Source organism: Allorhizobium sonneratiae, assembly GCF_023700755.1.
Classification (GTDB): Bacteria; Pseudomonadota; Alphaproteobacteria; order Rhizobiales; family Rhizobiaceae; genus Allorhizobium; species Allorhizobium sonneratiae.
On the sequence record NZ_JAMKOJ010000001.1, the window covers coordinates 546,405 to 559,533 of the forward strand.

A 13,129-nucleotide genomic window follows, 5' to 3' on the forward strand; every position below is an offset into this window, starting at 1 on the left:
TCTATGTCGCCTGAATTTCTTGAATGAATTTGGCTTTGATGGTGTCAATGGTAATTTATTGTGCGATTCAGCATTATTTATATGGTTTATATTGCCATAATGAAGTTGTGGACCGCGTGTAAATACTACCTTGGATGCATATAATGTAAATAATGCAATCTGGGATTTTATTGAAAATACCAAATAAAGTCGTTCTAACAATACTATAAATTTTAAGGGAAAATCTGACGGTGTCTTTGCGACAAACGGTCTGGTTCAATCTGAACCTGTCAGGGCATCGCCGTTTGATTGAGACATTTGCTCTCGACCGTTCCGCAAATGGGATGCAAATGTCAGTATAAAACCACTACAGCGCCGTTCTGTGATGAGAAATGCGCGGCGCTGTCATGGTGCTTGTCCTCGCGCCAGAAGGGCGAATGGCGATGGTCAGGGTCGGCGACCCTGACCTTGAACCTGAACTTTGTCTTCTCACTGATGCGCTGATCTCGCCTCCAGCACCCGGTTTGCTGCCGAGACGATGGCTTCCAGCGAGGCCGTGACGATATTCTTGTTGATGCCAGCACCGAACAGCACGCCGTCGGGATGCTCCATCTCGACATAGGCGATGGCCGCGGCATTGGAGCCGTGCTGCAGCGAGTGTTCGGAATAATCGCGCACCGAAAGCGAAAAGCCGAGATAGGTGGAGAGTGCATCGACGAAACCGTCAATCGGGCCGGTGCCTTTGCCTTCGATGCGTTTGGTTTCACCTTGATCGGTGATTTCGGCAGCGACGATGCGCATGCCTTTGACAGCCGGATCAGGATAGGTGTGGTGATCGACGAATTTCAACCGTCCCTGCGGCTGATCGACATAGCGGTCGAGAAAGCGGTCATGGATGCGTTTCGATGGCAGTTCCACGCCTTCCTCGTCGGTGATGCGCTGGATCTCCTCGCGGAATTCCACCTGCATGCCGCGCGGCAGGTTGATGCCGTAATCCTGTTGCAGGATATAGGCGATGCCGCCCTTGCCGGATTGCGAATTGATGCGGATGATCGCCTCATAGGTGCGCCCGACATCCTGCGGATCGATTGGCAGATAGGGCACTTCCCACAAGCCGGTATTGGACTGTTTGATCGCCTTCATGCCCTTGTTGATCGCATCCTGATGCGAGCCGGAAAAGGCGGTATAGACCAGTTCGCCGACATAAGGATGGCGCTCGGGAATAACCATTTCGTTGGAATATTCGTAGACGGCCTTGATCCGCTCGATGTCGGTGCAGTCGAGTTCCGGATCGACGCCTTGCGTATACATGTTGAGCGCCAGCGTCACGACATCGACATTGCCGGTGCGCTCGCCATTGCCGAACAGCGTACCTTCCACCCGGTCGGCGCCCGCCATCAGGCCAAGCTCGGTGGCGGCAATGCCGGTGCCGCGGTCATTATGCGGATGCAGCGAGATGATGACGTTTTCGCGGTTGTCGATGTTGCGGCACATCCATTCGATCTGGTCGGCATAGATGTTGGGTGTGGCCATTTCCACGGTGGAGGGCAGGTTGAGGATCAGCTTGTTGTCGGCGGTCGGCCTGATTTCGGCAATCACGGCGTTGCAGATGTCGAGCGCCACCTCCAGCTCGGTGCCGGTAAAGCTTTCGGGCGAATATTCGAAGCGGTAACCACCACCGGCTTTCGCGGCCATATCGGTGATCATTTTCGCCGCATCCACGGCAATCTGCTTGATGCCTGCCACGTCCTTGCCGAACACCACGCGGCGCTGCAATTCGCTGGTGGAGTTGTAAAAATGGATGATCGGCTGGTTTGCACCTTCCAATGCTTCAAAGGTGCGGGTGATCAGTTCCGGGCGGCATTGCACCAGCACCTGAAGCGACACGTCTTCCGGCACATTACCGTTTTCGACGCACCAGCGGGCAAAGTCGAAATCGGTCTGCGAGGCAGAGGGAAAGCCGATCTCGATTTCCTTGAAGCCCATGTCGAGCAGGAGCTGGAACATGCGGGCCTTGCGGTCGTGGCCCATGGGGTTGACCAGCGACTGGTTACCGTCGCGCAGGTCCACCGAACACCAGATCGGCGCTTTTGTGATGGTTTTCGATGGCCAGGTCCGGTCAGCAATATCGATCTGCGGATAGGGGCGGTATTTCTGGGCGGCGTCTTTCATGCCCGACTTGATGGTTCTGGAATTTTGCATCGTCGCTCTCGTCTCTTGCCTGATCTGTCCGGCTTATAGCGATCCACAGGTTGCAAGCCCATGACAGATGGAATCAATCTACAGGTTATGGAGAAATTTTGAGGAGCAATCGCCAAACGGCTCAACCCGGCCGCCGGGCGCTCCTCAACGGACCCGGCAACCGCCAGTAAGGTCGAGGCTAAGAAGCGAGAGGCCACCATGATGTCTTGAAGGCTCGCCCATGGCGCTCCTTGCAAAAAATTCCGTCATGGTCATGGCTCTGTTCGTCATGCGGATTTTATAGAGAGGCGGGTCAGGCTTGACAAGCCTCGCTTGAGAGAAAAATTACGCGCTTTTGCCGAGGAGCAGATGGTCGAGCGAGACCCGTCCTGGACCTTTTGCCATGACGATCAGGAAACAGGCCGCCCAGGTACCATGGGTTGGCCAGGCATCGGGATAGACGAAAATTTCAATAACCAAAGTCATTCCCAGAAGCGCCAGCGCTGAAAGACGGCTCATCAGGCCAATGACCAGCAGGGCGGGGAAGAGATGTTCGGCAATTGCCGCCATATGGGCCGCCAGCCACGGATCGATCAGCGGCAGGCGGTATTCCGTCTGGAACAGATAGACGGCCGAATCGGTGACATGCCAGCCATTGACCTTGGTTTCGCCGGATCGCCAGAACACACCGGCAATCGACAGCCGGGCAATCAGCGCGATCAGATCATGGGGAATGCGGTTCATCATATCCGTGACACTGTTGGCAAAGCGTGTGAGAGGGGGATAGGTGGGCATAATGGCCTCTTTTCAGGAAAAATCGGTGAAAACGCCGCTTTGCAGCGCACCGGTGAGATTGGCGGTCAGATTGAAACCGGCATGATTGGCGAAGGCTGTTTCCACGGCCGCGCCCAGCGGGGCACCGTGCTGCAGGGTCTGGAGAAAGGTCGCGCCGCCAGGTGGCAGACGCATGACCTCAACCTGCATTTGTGGCCGGATGACAAGGGCCGATTCACCTGTCCAGTCTTCGAGAGAGGCATCACCATTCTCTTCGCTGTTCATCGCCCAGATGGTCACTATAGGGTAGGGCGATGACAGAAGGCGAGCAGAAGGATGTAAGGTGAAATGGAGTTCTGCCAGCGTTTCGGGATCCACGTCTGCCAGACGTGAGGGGTCGAGCGGTGCACGGTCTTCAGCGTGATAGGCTTCGATGCGCGCATTTTCCAGCCGCATGACATCGGCGAGATAGGGCACGGATTGCGCCGGTGGAAAGTGTTCGGCAAAGGCCGGAAAATCTGCGCCGTAATGCAGCAGCAATGGTGAGCGTGGCGGATGGCGCGTGATGAATTCATGGGCCATGGCGGCAAAAAAATCCTCGCCCACGAGTTTCTGTGCGACCGGAAAACGGCTGGCGACCGCCTTCTGTAAGCCAGCCGTGACATTGTTGCGGTAAACGGCAAATCGCCGGATGGGGGCTTGATCGTTCCAGGCGACAACACCTTCGGGCAACGGCGCTTCGCGATCGTTCAGGGCAGTGGCAAAATCTCTCTGACTTTTGCTGGACATGGCTTGCCTCACGCCACCTTGTGCCGGGAGAACTGTCCGGTGGCGGATTGGCGGAGCAAGGTTTCGGCGGCTTGTGCTTCTGCCAGAAGCACGGACCATGCCGGGACGTCATTGTCCCATTCGATCAGGGTTGCCAAAGGTCCGGTATGGGAAAGAACCGACCTATAGAGGGCCCAGACCGGGTCTTTGACCGGCGTGTCATGGCTGTCGATCAAAAGAGGGGCGCCGTGATCATCTACAGTTTCGGAATGGCCGCTCAGATGGATTTCCCGCACATGCTCCAGCGGAAAGCGGCTGAGATAGGCATGCGGGTCGAGCCGGTGATTGGTGGCGGCGACGAAGACATTGTTGATGTCGAGAAGCAGACCGCAGCCTGTGCGCTTCGTGAGTTCGGTAAGAAAATCCACCTCTTCCAGCGTGCTTTGGCGAAAGGTGACGTAGGTTGCCGGATTTTCCAGAAGCATCTGCCGCTTCAGACTGCTCTGCACCTCGTCGATATGGTCGCTCACATGGCGCAGCGTTTCTTCCGTATAGGGCAAAGGCAGGAGATCGTTGAGAAACACCGTGTCATGGGAAGACCAGGCGAGATGTTCGGAAAAGCTTTCCGGTTGATAGCGGTCGCATAGCGCCTTCAGCCTTGCAAGATGGTCCTGATCGAGCGGCTGCATCGAGCCGATGGACAGCCCGACACCATGAATGGACAGCGCATAATCGGCGCGCAATCTGCCGAGTTGAGCATGAGGTGGACCGCCTGCACCCATATAGTTTTCCGCGTGGATCTCAAAAAAACCGACCGGCTGTTTGTGCGAAATGATCTCGCGAAAATGCTCCGGTTTGAAACCGGTCCCGGCTTGAGCAGGAAGAGTTGAGGTTTTCATCACCGGTCTCCTTGGGTTTTGATAGCAGCGTGTGTCTCATCTTGCGTGGCCGAGGGCGTCTGTTGACGATGCGCCAGATGGTCTGGCATTTTCATCGGCCTTGTCGGACGCCATCGGCCAGTTTGCGGCAAAGGATGAGCGTTTCCGCAAACGGGCTGCGGATTGGCTTTGGCAGAGTTTTCGTGAAAACCGGCGGGGTTTTCAGTCACTCTGTCCGGTCTTTGCGGTGGTTTGAAATACGCCTCAGGCGGGGGCGGACCCTTGTGTCAGGGTACCGTGGCCGTTTGGCGTCTTGATGCTTTCGCAGCTTCCTTTGGGCACGAGCTTCCAGGCGTTTTGCTGATAGTCGATTTTCGAGGTGCCGGCACAGGTGGTGCCGGGGCCTGCGGCGCAATCGTTCTGGCCTTTTAACGCCACGCCATAGCATTTTTCCATGGCCTGATCGGCGGCCTGTGCTGTGGTCGCGGCACCTGCGGCAAGCGCTGCGCTCAGCGAAGCGGCAAGCAGGGCTGAGGTTCTGATCATGTTGGTCTCCGGGGATCGGGTTACATCGATGTCAACATGCCGTGGCCATGCGGCGTCTTGATCGACAGGCAGGTGCCCTTGGGCACGAGCTTGAAGGAAGCCGGATCGTAATCCTTGGTCGAATGACCAGCGCAGTCATGGCTGCCTGCGGCGCAGTCGTTCTGGCCCTTCAGGGCCACGCCGTAGCATTTTTCCTTGCCCGTCATATCGGCGGCGGAGGCGGGGGTGGCAACCGCTGCCAGAGCGGAGGCGAGAGAACCGGCAAGCGCAAGAGTGACGATGCTGCTTTTCATGGAATGATCTCCTCGAATGGTCGCCGTGATTGGCTGACATCCGAGGCTACGCAGCACTCGCCGCCTTTGTTACAGGGCGGCAAAGAAAAATTTGATTGAACCGTATAATCCTGTCATTCATGCCGGTGCTGCAAAAATATCGTTTCGCGCTGTAACAAATCCGTCCTGTGGATCGTAAGTCATTCTGACGTGACCTATTTAGAACGTGAACATGACTGGGCAGAGTGGATGCGGGCTGCCGTGAGGGGCGACCAGCAGGCCTATCAGCATTTTCTGGTGTCGGTCACGCCGCATCTGCGCGCCATGGCGCGGCGACGTTGCGATCAGTTCGGCGCATCAGCAAGTGAGGTGGAAGATGTGGTGCAGGATGTGCTGCTTGCCATTCATCTCAAACGCGGCACCTGGGACCCCGCGCGACCCATCGGCCCCTGGCTGACGGTGATTGTGCGCAACAAGCTGATCGACAGTCTGCGCCGGCGCGGGCGGCGGGTGGAAATCCCGATCGAGGATGTGGCAGCAACGCTGGCTGCGGAGGTTGACGCCGATGTAACCGGTTCGCTGGATGTGGAGCGGATGCTGGAGCACTTGAAGGAACCGCAGCGTGATATCGTCCGCTCGATTTCGCTGATGGGGGCAGGGGTGAAGGAAACGGCGGCGCGGCTGCATATGAGTGAAGGCGCGGTGCGCGTCGCCTTGCATCGGGCGCTCAAAGCGCTGGCGACGATCTATCGGAGTGATGTCAATGAAAACGGATGATTTGATCACGCTCCTGACGCAGGATACGCCCGTTCACATGCGGCTTGGACGGCGGCTGGCTCTGGCGCTTGTGCCCGCGATCCTGTTTTCGGCTTGTGTCATGTTGGTCACCATCGGTCTTCGTCCGCATTTGGAGGCGGCACTCGAGACCGTGCGCGTGCCGTTCAAGATCGTGGTGACGTTGCTTCTGGCAATGACGGCAAGCTGTGTGGTGTTTCGCATCGGTAAGCCGGGCGTTCCGTTGCGTGCTTTCGGCCTGTGTCTGCTTCTTCCGCTTTGCCTTCTCATTCTGGCCGTTGCCATGGAAATGGCCATGGTGCCGGAGGGACAATGGTTCAGCCATTGGCTTGGCCATAATGCCGCCTTCTGTGTGTTTTTCGTGCCGGTGCTGTCGCTGGCACCGCTTTTCGGCTTTCTCTTCGCCTTGAAACACGGTGCGCCGGAAAATCCGGGGCTGGCCGGGGCGGCGGCTGGGCTTGCGGCCGGCGGCATTGCCGCGGCCATCTATGCCTGGCATTGCCCGGATGACAGCCCGTTTTTCCTCGCCACCTGGTATGGCATTGCCATCACCCTCGTGACGCTCATTGGCTATGGTCTCGGGCGTAAACTTCTGCGTTGGTAGGAAAAAGGCCCCGACGGATACCGTCAGGGCCTTTCAGGTTTCCGTATGGCAGGCGGATCAGATTTCCGACTGGCTTTCGATGATGCGGCCAACCAGACCGTAATCCTTGGCTTCTTCGGCCGAGAGCCAGTAATCGCGATCGATGTCCTTGGCGATCTTTTCTTCGAGCTGGCCGGTGGCCTTGGCGAAGATCTTGATCAGGCGCTTGTTCATCTTGATGATTTCCTTGGCCTGGATTTCAATGTCGGAGGCCATGCCGCGCGTGCCGCCGGACGGTTGATGCAGCAGGAAGCGGGTATTGGGCAGGCAAAGCCGCTGTTCCTTCGGCGCTGCGGCGTATATCAGCGCGCCAGCGGAGGCGACCCAGCCGGTGCCAATGATAAAGACCTTCGGCTTGATGAACTTGATCATGTCATGGATCGAATCGCCCGATTCGACATGGCCGCCGGGGGAGTTGACATAAACACGGATGTCTTCGTCGCTTGCCGCGGCCAGCGCCACGAGCTGGGTGCAGACCTTCTGTGCCAGTTCCTGGGTGATCCCGCCATAGATGAAGATCGAACGCGACTTGAAAAGATTCGCTTCCGTTTCCTTGCCGAGCGGCAGTTCCTTGCTCTTGTCGTCGTCTTCTTCGTTCATGCGGCAATTCCTCACTTCAGTTTATCTTATCCGCACATAGTGCTTTCCAAGGCTTAAAACAATGCGCGAAAAACACAAGGAGGCTGGCGGCGAATGATTGTGGAGCCGGTGCCGGAATAGGGCGTTGTTTAGAAAAACGGAAAACGAGCTGTTAACCGGGCGCATTTATAAGTGGAAAAAAGAGGTCTCCATGCCGTCGCGCATCCGTCTTGCTGAAATCGTCGAAGCCTTGAGCCATGCCCTCGACATGACGGAGGGGCAGCCGCCGGGCCATTGTATCCGCTGCTGTTACATCGGCACGGCGGTGGGGCGTGCGATGGGGCTTGGTGAACAGGCGCTGCACGATCTCTATTACACGCTGTTGCTGAAGGATCTTGGCTGCTCCAGCAATGCGGCGCGCATCTGCGAATTGTATGTCAGCGACGACATTGCCTTCAAGCGCAATTACAAGGTTGTCGATGGCAGCTTTTCCCAGGTGATCCGCTTCATTCTGGCCAATGCCGGAACGCAAACCGGCATGGTGGAGCGGCTGCGCACCGTGATGTCGGTGATGAAAAACGGTGGTCAGGCCAGTCTCGAACTGATCCAGACCCGTTGTCAGCGCGGGGCGGACATCGCCCGGCAGATGCGCTTTTCGCAAGATGTGGCCTTTGGCATTCGCGATCTCGATGAGCATTATAATGGCGGCGGTCTGCCCAGCCGCAGCAAAGGCGATACCATTCATCTTTTTGCCCGTATCGCGCTTCTGGCCCAGGTGGCGGATGTGTTTTTCATGACCGGCGGGTCAGAGGCGGCGATTGGCGAAATCACCAGCCGGCGCGGCGGCTGGTTCGATCCCGCCGTGGTCGATGCTTTCCTGTCCGTCTCCGTCAGTCCGCTCTTCTGGCGGACATTGGCGTCAGAGGATCTGGAAAGCATTGTTCTGGGCGAAGAGCCAGGTCATCAGGCCATCCTTGCCGATGAGGATTACCTCGATGACATCGCTGCCGGTTTCGCCAGGGTCATCGATGCCAAAAGTCCTTTTACGTCCGGCCATAGCGACCGGGTGGCGTTGTTTACCGATATGATTGCCGAGCAAATGGGCATGGAGCCGCTGGCACGGCGGCGGCTGAAACGGGCAGCGCTGTTGCATGATATCGGCAAGCTCGGTGTGTCCAACACCGTTCTCGACAAGCCGGGCAAGCTTGATGAGAGCGAATGGGCGCTGATGCGCCGCCATGCCGAATTTTCCGAACAGATTCTTTCCCGCGTCAGTGCCTTTGCCGATCTTGCCCGGATCGGTGGGGCCCATCACGAGCGACTCGATGGCAAGGGCTATCCGCGCGGGCTGAAAGGCGATGAGATCTCCTTCGAGACACGCATCGTCTCCACCGCCGATGTCTTCGATGCACTGACGGCGGAGCGGCCTTATCGCGCTGCCATGCCGGTGAAAAAGGCGCTGGCCATTCTCTGGGAAGGGGCAGGCGCAAGCCATGATCCGCTCTGCATTCGCGCCCTTGAACAGGCGCTGGAAAAGGCCGATCTGATCGCGGCTTGAATTATAACAGCGTCTGGTGATGATCGAGCGTGACGCCGCTTGCATCCGCCGTGAGGCTATGCCGTTCCCATGTCAGCGACCATGCGCCGCTTTTGCCCGAAATCTCGAAGAGGTTGAAAGCCGCCGGTGGTTTCTTGCCGCCCGGTCCCTGGCTGGCCGAGGCAATGCCGATCACCGGTATGCGGCCACGGCGGGTGGTAAGCCAGTTCAGCGTATTGAGATGGGTGTGGCCATGCAGCACCAGCTCCGCTCCCCCGACGGAGAGGGCGGCGGCAAAGCGGCGAATGCCGATCATCCGCTTGTGCTGAGCCGTTGCGCCGCGGATTGGCGGGTGATGAATCATCACCACTCTAAACAACCCGTCCCTGCCTGCCTGTTTCAGCGCTTCGGCGGTTTCTCGCGCCTGTCGCGGGCCGAAATAGCCGCTGGCGGAAAAAGGGGGGGTGGCCACCGAGGTCGAGCAGCCGATCAGCGCCACCGGCCCGCGTCGCCGCTGCGTGGGCCACAGCCTGTGCGCTTTCACATAATGGGATGGATCGTCATCGCCACGGACATAATCATACCAGGCGCGCATTGTCTTTTCATGGGCACCCGGCACATAGGCGTCGTGATTGCCCGGCACGACGCTGGTGTCTTCCGGTGCGCCCAACGCCTCCAGCCAGCTGGCGGCGCGGCTGATTTCCAGACCCGTGGCCAGATTGACCAGATCGCCGGTCACAGCCAGATGGTCTGGATTGTGCTGGCGCATCGCCTCAACCAGTGTTTCCAGCGTGCCGCCCACCATGTGGCGACGGCGGTTGCTATGCCAGTTCAGATAGCCGGTGATGCGCTTGGACGCCAATTCGCGCCAGGTCAGCCGCGGCAGAGGACCAAGGTGAATATCGGATATATGCGCGAGCTTGAACATGCGCCCTGTCTATACCATAGGATGAGAGGGAGCAATGATGAGAGCGTGTCCCGCGCTCACAATGGTTTTAAGGGAGAATGCAGCGTGAATCCTGTCAAACGCGCCATCATCCGCTTGCTGCATGTCTATTTCCGTTTTTCACGCGGGATGACGCTTGGGGTTCGCGCGGCCTGTTTCGATGAAGAGGGCCGGATTTTTCTGGTGCGCCATACCTATCTTGCCGGATGGTATCTGCCGGGGGGCGGTGTCGAGGTTGGAGAAACAGCGTTTCAGGCCCTGGTAAAGGAGTTGCGTGAGGAGGGCAATCTGGAGGTGCTGGGTGCACCCGCCCTGTTGCAAAGCTTCCTCAATCTTTCGGCGACAAAGCGCGATCACGTTCTGCTCTATCGGGTCGATGTGCGTCAGACGGTGCCGCGCCCGCCGGATCATGAAATTGCCGAAAGTGGTTTCTTTGCTCTCGATCAATTGCCGGACGGGCTGACGGCGGCCACACGCCGCCGTCTGGATGAACTTGCCCGTGGCGGGCCCTATGCCGATGTCTGGTAGGTTTTGAGCGTGTCGCGGTGATGCGGGGCCATCAGATCCATAACCGGGCCAACTGGAATGACGCCGGTCGGGTTGATGGTCTTGTGGCTGCCGTAATAATGGCGCTTGATATGGGTGAAATTCACCGTCCCGGCCACACCCGGTACCTGATAGAGGTCACGCAGATAGGCAGAAAGCGCCGGATAATCGGCAATGCGGCGAATATTGCATTTGAAATGGCCGACATAGACCGGATCGAAGCGGACAAGGGTGGTAAAGAGCCGCCAGTCGGCTTCGCTCACGCGCTCGCCGCAGAGATAGCGTTGACGTGACAGCCGTTCTTCCAGCCAGTCCAGCGTGTCGAAAAGCGGTGTCACGGCCTCTTCATAGGCCGCTTGCGTGGTGGCAAAACCGGCCTTGTAGACGCCATTGTTCACCCGGTCATAGATGCGGCTGTTGAGCTGGTCGATTTCTTCGCGCAGGTCTTGCGGGTAAAAATCCAGCCTGTTGCCGGTCAGGTCGTTGAAGGCGCTGTTGAACATGCGGATGATCTCGGCGGATTCATTCGAAACGATGGTCTGGCGCTTTTTGTCCCACAGAACCGGCACGGTGACGCGGCCGCTATAGGTGGGATCGGCCTTCAGATAGATCTGCCAGAGATAATCCTGCCCATAAAGGCTGTCGCCGGTGGCGCCGTCTTCCTGCTGAAAAGTCCAGCCGTTTTCCAGCATCAGCGGATGCACGACAGAGACCGGGATCAGATCCGCAAGCTGTTTCAGCTGACGAAAGATCAGCGTGCGATGCGCCCAGGGACAGGCAAGCGAGACATAGAGATGATAGCGGCCAGCCTCGGCTTTGAACCCGTCCGTGCCGCTCGGTCCTGCCGCGCCATCCTCGGTGATAAAATTGCGAAAGGCGGCGTTGGAACGCTGAAACCGGCCTTTCGTCGATTTTGTATCGTACCACACATCCTGCCAGACGCCGTCGACAAGCATACCCATGACCATTCTCCTTTCGTTATCCTCACCATATATGAGTGGGAGCGAAAAAGGCGAGTGCTGCGCGGTGAACACTGTGTCCCGATGCCGTTTTGAAAACTTTCCAGCAGTGCAGATGCACTCTTTACGGCGGATTTTTTTGCTGATAAGCAATCACGATCTCGAAAAGGACATGTTGCCACCATGCTTATGCGGAACCTGCGACGACGCTGATGCTTCTTTCACCCGCCTGTCACGGCGGTGGATCATCATGGCTCATTCGCAATACGGTTCTGGCGCTCATGCACAAGCACGATCTGGTCTATCTCACTGAAGATGCGTCCCACGACGCGGTTATCGAACTCATCAACGAAGAGGCTTTCGGGCCGGGGCGGTTTACCCGGGCGGCGGCGCGCATTCGCGAACAGGGTCCGCATGACCGCACGCTCTCCTTCATCTGTGCCGATGACGGCGAAACCATTGCCTCTGTGCGGATGACGCCGGTGAAGGCTGGTGAAGTTATGGGGCATTTGCTGGGGCCGCTTGCGGTCCGGCCCTCGCACAAGAACCGGGGCATTGGCCGTGAACTGGTGCGCATTGCCATTGAGGCGGCGCGGCGCAAGGGCTCTGAGGCGGTGATCCTGATCGGCGATCCGCCCTATTATATGCCGCTCGGTTTCGAGAAGGTTGCCTATAAGGCGCTGGATTTCCCCGGCCCCGTCGATGCCAACCGGGTTCTGGTCGTGCCGCTTGCCGATGATGTGCATGCGCGGCTGAGGGGTGTGATCCAGTGGAGCGATCACAAGCGTTACACCGGCGAGAGCGAAGAGGCGGCGGATCAGGATTTTTATGAGCCGCCGCTGAAAGTCGTTAACGGTTGACCGGCTCGAAGCGGTAACCATCTCCTTCACGTGTCACCTTGCCCAGGCCGGGGAAGGGGATATGCACACCGGCAATGGTGAAGCCCTGATCGGCAGCTTCCGCAAAACAGATGGCGCGCGAGTGCGCGGCATTTTTCTGATCATAATCGAAATCGATGGTGACCGCCGGGTTTTTGAACTGCACCGTGTCGCCATGGACGATGTCGCCGACAAAGGCGATGGTGTCGTGACCTTCTTTATAAAAGATCGTCAAATGGCCGGGGGTGTGGCCGGCCCGAAGGCTGGCGCTGAAACCGGGGATGATCTCGCCTTCATCGGCAAAGAGCTTCACCTGACCAGCGTTTTGATAAGGGTCGATCATCGCATGGGCGCGGGCGATCTGGCCTTTCAGCCGCTCCGTTGCGTTTGGCGCGTCTGCCGCCCCCGGTGACAGCCAGAAATCGGCCTCGGTCCGGCCGAGATGCAGCGTGGCGTTGGGGAAAACCTGCTTGCCGTCGATCATCAGTCCACCACTATGATCGGCGTGGATATGGGTGAGAATGATGTCACCGATGGCTTCCGGCTGAATGGCGAGTGCGGCAAGGCCATCGCGCAGCTTGCCATGATCGGGGCCGAACAGAGCACCCGATCCGGTATCGATCAGCACCAGACGCCCGGCGCTTTTCACCAGAAAGACATTGACGGAGAGTTCTGTCGGGGCCTCGGGAAAGCGCTCCGGCGTCGGCTCCGAGCTTTCAAGGCGGTAAAGATTGCCGACTGGCGCAGACAGGGTGCCATCTGAAAAGGCAAAGATGTCTGTCTCGCCCATGATCAGGCGAAAAGGCGCTGGAGCGGCTGGCTGCAATGTTTGATCCATAAAGAGTTCC

Annotated in this window: 15 protein-coding genes; 5 read left to right on the forward strand and 10 right to left on the reverse strand. The window is 58.0% G+C overall.

Annotated elements, in window-relative coordinates:
• Positions 1-468: 468 nt before the first annotated feature.
• The 6 genes from leuA to NAC44_RS02425 all read right to left on the reverse strand — a co-directional run bounded on the left by leuA (position 469) and on the right by NAC44_RS02425 (position 5,419).
• Entirely contained in the window at positions 469-2,181 is a 1,713-nt protein-coding gene (gene leuA / locus NAC44_RS02400; protein ID WP_250937417.1) for a 2-isopropylmalate synthase, read from the reverse strand.
• A gap of 324 nt (positions 2,182-2,505) precedes the next feature.
• Entirely contained in the window at positions 2,506-2,955 is a 450-nt protein-coding gene (locus NAC44_RS02405) for a DoxX family protein (RefSeq protein WP_250937419.1), read from the reverse strand.
• A 12-nt stretch (positions 2,956-2,967) separates the two neighbouring features.
• The gene (locus NAC44_RS02410; protein WP_250937420.1) at positions 2,968-3,723 is read right to left on the reverse strand and encodes an HvfC/BufC N-terminal domain-containing protein; all 756 of its coding nucleotides are present in this window, start codon (positions 3,721-3,723) and stop codon (positions 2,968-2,970) included.
• 8 nt (positions 3,724-3,731) lie between these two features.
• On the reverse strand, positions 3,732-4,601 hold the full coding sequence (gene bufB, locus NAC44_RS02415) for an MNIO family bufferin maturase (RefSeq protein WP_250937422.1): 870 nt from the start codon (positions 4,599-4,601) through the stop codon (positions 3,732-3,734).
• A gap of 243 nt (positions 4,602-4,844) precedes the next feature.
• Complete coding sequence (locus NAC44_RS02420) at positions 4,845-5,126, reverse strand: BufA1 family periplasmic bufferin-type metallophore (RefSeq protein ID WP_250937424.1); 282 nt, start codon at positions 5,124-5,126, stop codon at positions 4,845-4,847.
• A gap of 20 nt (positions 5,127-5,146) precedes the next feature.
• The gene (locus tag NAC44_RS02425) at positions 5,147-5,419 is read right to left on the reverse strand and encodes a BufA1 family periplasmic bufferin-type metallophore (protein WP_250937425.1); all 273 of its coding nucleotides are present in this window, start codon (positions 5,417-5,419) and stop codon (positions 5,147-5,149) included.
• A 189-nt stretch (positions 5,420-5,608) separates the two neighbouring features.
• Here NAC44_RS02425 and NAC44_RS02430 point away from each other — a divergent pair, with 189 nt between their 5' ends.
• Positions 5,609-6,175 (forward strand): sigma-70 family RNA polymerase sigma factor, encoded by a 567-nt coding sequence (locus NAC44_RS02430; RefSeq protein WP_250937427.1) that lies wholly within the window; start codon positions 5,609-5,611, stop codon positions 6,173-6,175.
• Positions 6,162-6,797 carry an NrsF family protein gene (locus tag NAC44_RS02435; RefSeq protein WP_250937429.1) on the forward strand — a complete coding sequence of 212 codons (636 nt, stop codon included), beginning with the start codon at positions 6,162-6,164 and terminating at the stop codon, positions 6,795-6,797. Before NAC44_RS02430 ends, NAC44_RS02435 begins: the two co-directional genes overlap by 14 nt.
• A gap of 57 nt (positions 6,798-6,854) precedes the next feature.
• On the opposite strand, the gene NAC44_RS02440 is transcribed toward NAC44_RS02435, so the two are convergent.
• On the reverse strand, positions 6,855-7,436 hold the full coding sequence (locus tag NAC44_RS02440; protein ID WP_250937430.1) for an ATP-dependent Clp protease proteolytic subunit: 582 nt from the start codon (positions 7,434-7,436) through the stop codon (positions 6,855-6,857).
• A gap of 190 nt (positions 7,437-7,626) precedes the next feature.
• On the opposite strand from NAC44_RS02440, the gene NAC44_RS02445 reads away from it, so the two are divergent.
• On the forward strand, positions 7,627-8,973 hold the full coding sequence (locus NAC44_RS02445) for an HD-GYP domain-containing protein (protein ID WP_250937432.1): 1,347 nt from the start codon (positions 7,627-7,629) through the stop codon (positions 8,971-8,973).
• Between the two features lies 1 nt (position 8,974).
• Here the strand turns inward: NAC44_RS02445 and NAC44_RS02450 are convergent, their stop codons facing one another.
• Positions 8,975-9,880 (reverse strand): metallophosphoesterase family protein, encoded by a 906-nt coding sequence (locus NAC44_RS02450; RefSeq protein ID WP_250937434.1) that lies wholly within the window; start codon positions 9,878-9,880, stop codon positions 8,975-8,977.
• 21 nt (positions 9,881-9,901) lie between these two features.
• Between NAC44_RS02450 and NAC44_RS02455 the strand changes: the two genes are divergently transcribed.
• A complete protein-coding gene (locus NAC44_RS02455; RefSeq protein WP_420839839.1) occupies positions 9,902-10,426 on the forward strand; it encodes an NUDIX domain-containing protein in 525 nt (174 codons plus the stop codon).
• On the opposite strand, the gene NAC44_RS02460 is transcribed toward NAC44_RS02455, so the two are convergent.
• Positions 10,408-11,406 (reverse strand): glutathione S-transferase family protein, encoded by a 999-nt coding sequence (locus tag NAC44_RS02460; RefSeq protein WP_250937435.1) that lies wholly within the window; start codon positions 11,404-11,406, stop codon positions 10,408-10,410. The genes NAC44_RS02455 and NAC44_RS02460 overlap by 19 nt on opposite strands.
• Positions 11,407-11,684: 278 nt before the next feature.
• On the opposite strand from NAC44_RS02460, the gene NAC44_RS02465 reads away from it, so the two are divergent.
• Positions 11,685-12,263 (forward strand): GNAT family N-acetyltransferase, encoded by a 579-nt coding sequence (locus NAC44_RS02465; RefSeq protein ID WP_338022052.1) that lies wholly within the window; start codon positions 11,685-11,687, stop codon positions 12,261-12,263.
• Here the strand turns inward: NAC44_RS02465 and NAC44_RS02470 are convergent.
• Positions 12,253-13,119: an MBL fold metallo-hydrolase gene (locus tag NAC44_RS02470; protein WP_250937438.1), complete on the reverse strand. Its 867-nt coding sequence runs from the start codon at positions 13,117-13,119 to the stop codon at positions 12,253-12,255. The two genes, NAC44_RS02465 and NAC44_RS02470, sit on opposite strands and share 11 nt — an antisense overlap.
• Between the last annotated feature and the right edge of the window lie 10 nt (positions 13,120-13,129).

What these genes read in the sequence shown, in the direction of transcription:
- NAC44_RS02450 (WP_250937434.1), bottom strand. Translation starts at nt 9,880, where the DNA reads ATGTTCAAGCTCGCGCATATATCCGATATTCACCTTGGTCCTCTGCCG.
- NAC44_RS02435 (WP_250937429.1), top strand. Translation starts at nt 6,162, where the DNA reads ATGAAAACGGATGATTTGATCACGCTCCTGACGCAGGATACGCCCGTT.
- NAC44_RS02440 (WP_250937430.1), bottom strand. Translation starts at nt 7,436, where the DNA reads ATGAACGAAGAAGACGACGACAAGAGCAAGGAACTGCCGCTCGGCAAG.
- NAC44_RS02455 (WP_420839839.1), top strand. Translation starts at nt 9,902, where the DNA reads ATGAGAGGGAGCAATGATGAGAGCGTGTCCCGCGCTCACAATGGTTTT.
- NAC44_RS02410 (WP_250937420.1), bottom strand. Translation starts at nt 3,723, where the DNA reads ATGTCCAGCAAAAGTCAGAGAGATTTTGCCACTGCCCTGAACGATCGC.
- NAC44_RS02405 (WP_250937419.1), bottom strand. Translation starts at nt 2,955, where the DNA reads ATGCCCACCTATCCCCCTCTCACACGCTTTGCCAACAGTGTCACGGAT.
- leuA (WP_250937417.1), bottom strand. Translation starts at nt 2,181, where the DNA reads ATGCAAAATTCCAGAACCATCAAGTCGGGCATGAAAGACGCCGCCCAG.
- NAC44_RS02425 (WP_250937425.1), bottom strand. Translation starts at nt 5,419, where the DNA reads ATGAAAAGCAGCATCGTCACTCTTGCGCTTGCCGGTTCTCTCGCCTCC.
- NAC44_RS02420 (WP_250937424.1), bottom strand. Translation starts at nt 5,126, where the DNA reads ATGATCAGAACCTCAGCCCTGCTTGCCGCTTCGCTGAGCGCAGCGCTT.
- NAC44_RS02470 (WP_250937438.1), bottom strand. Translation starts at nt 13,119, where the DNA reads ATGGATCAAACATTGCAGCCAGCCGCTCCAGCGCCTTTTCGCCTGATC.
- NAC44_RS02465 (WP_338022052.1), top strand. Translation starts at nt 11,685, where the DNA reads ATGCACAAGCACGATCTGGTCTATCTCACTGAAGATGCGTCCCACGAC.
- NAC44_RS02460 (WP_250937435.1), bottom strand. Translation starts at nt 11,406, where the DNA reads ATGGGTATGCTTGTCGACGGCGTCTGGCAGGATGTGTGGTACGATACA.
- bufB (WP_250937422.1), bottom strand. Translation starts at nt 4,601, where the DNA reads ATGAAAACCTCAACTCTTCCTGCTCAAGCCGGGACCGGTTTCAAACCG.
- NAC44_RS02445 (WP_250937432.1), top strand. Translation starts at nt 7,627, where the DNA reads ATGCCGTCGCGCATCCGTCTTGCTGAAATCGTCGAAGCCTTGAGCCAT.